General features: G+C 70.6%; 4 protein-coding genes. All 4 read right to left on the bottom strand.

What is annotated here, in order from left to right; all coding sequences use genetic code 11:
• Window positions 1-224: prepilin-type N-terminal cleavage/methylation domain-containing protein (locus tag HUK84_RS18575; RefSeq protein ID WP_176641548.1), on the bottom strand; the 224-nt coding region annotated here is incomplete at its 3' end.
• Window positions 221-640, bottom strand: a complete 420-nt coding sequence (locus HUK84_RS18570; protein WP_176641547.1) for a type II secretion system protein — start codon at window positions 638-640, stop codon at window positions 221-223. The genes HUK84_RS18570 and HUK84_RS18575, both read right to left, overlap by 4 nt.
• Window positions 637-1101: a prepilin-type N-terminal cleavage/methylation domain-containing protein gene (locus HUK84_RS18565; protein ID WP_246285773.1), complete on the bottom strand. Its 465-nt coding sequence runs from the start codon at window positions 1099-1101 to the stop codon at window positions 637-639. Before HUK84_RS18565 ends, HUK84_RS18570 begins: the two co-directional genes overlap by 4 nt.
• Window positions 1091-1340 (bottom strand): type II secretion system F family protein (locus tag HUK84_RS18560; protein ID WP_176641546.1); only part of this gene is annotated, 250 nt, incomplete at its 5' end. The genes HUK84_RS18560 and HUK84_RS18565, both read right to left, overlap by 11 nt.

Raw genomic sequence — 1340 nt, 5'->3', positions numbered from 1 at the left:
CCGGGGTCGGCGTGCGCGACCAGGCCGCGCAGCAGGTGATCGACCGCGCCCAGTTCGGCCTGCGCCGCCAGCATGCCGCGCTGGCGGTCGAAGATCATCGTCGCGGCCTGGAACGCCCGCTGCAGCACCAGCAGCACCAGCGAGAACACGACCAGCGCGATCAGGATTTCCACCAGGGTGAAGCCGGCGGGGCCCTTGAAACGGTCTTTCACGGTCCGGGTCATGGTCCGGGCGCCCGTATGCCCAGCCGACGGGTGCGCAGCATCACCGACCGCTGCCCCGATTCGGTCGCCGGATCGGGCCAGGATTCGGTGACCTGCACCTGGTACAGCACCAGGCCGGGCGCGGCGGAGGAGGGCGTTGCCTGTTCGGGCGCGATCCGGACATGCCAGTGAAAATCGCTGCCGTCATCGCCGTCCTGTTCCAGCGGACCGATCTGCATGCCGTGGCCGACCGCCGCCAGGTGGGACTGGGCGCGGGAGACCGCCTCTTGCATACGGTTGGACAATTGCGTGGCCGCGATGCCGTCCAGCATCCCCCGATAGGCGACGCCGAGGGCCAGCATCGCGATGACGAAGGCGACCAGGACCTCGATCAAGGTGAAACCGTCCTGCCGGCCGGTGGGGCCCGTCGCGGTCATGGCCCCTCGACCACGACGGCGCCGGTCAGCCAGTTCAGCCGCAGCGTGACCAGCCGTCCCCGTTCGACCAGCGCGGCCCCAGCACCCGCGGCGCTGCCGTCGGGGTAGAAGACGAAGCGCCCCGCCCCCGGTCCAGCTCCTGATCCGGTCGCGACCCCCACCCCGGTCGGCAGGGCATGGCGCGCGCCGTGCCAGAGCCCGTAATCCATGCGGGCCGGGTCGATGGTGAAGACCAGCACGGTGCCCGAGCGTATCGCCTGCAACCGGGTCTGGCGCATGGAGGCCGCGACCTGCTGCCCTGCCCCGCGCAGGTCCAGCGTGACCGAGCGGAACGGCCCGCGCGCGACCACGATCGCCCCGATCAGCCCGAGAATCAGGACGACCACGAGCATCTCGATCAGGGTGAAGCCGTGCTGGACGCCCTTTCGGGCGCGGCTGTCGGGTGCCGGGCTATTTCGCAAGGTCGTTCAGGCTCAGCATGGCCAGCAGCAGGGAGGACACGATCCCGGCCACCAGCAGCCCCATGACGATGGTGATCGCGGGCACCAGCAGTGCCACCAGGCGCTGGGTGGCGACGCGTACCTGTTCCTCATGGATATCGGCGGCGCGCAGGGCCATCGGCCCGAGCTGCGCCGTTTCCTCGCCCAGGCGCAGCAGATGCACCATGCGCCGCGGAAAGACCGACGCGCCGTCCAGCGCG

The sequence above is a fragment of the Nguyenibacter vanlangensis genome, from assembly GCF_013376155.1.
Classification (GTDB): domain Bacteria; phylum Pseudomonadota; class Alphaproteobacteria; order Acetobacterales; family Acetobacteraceae; genus Gluconacetobacter; species Gluconacetobacter vanlangensis.
The sequence above is the reverse complement of the archived record's forward strand: the minus strand, read 5'-3'. Positions and strand labels throughout refer to the sequence as shown.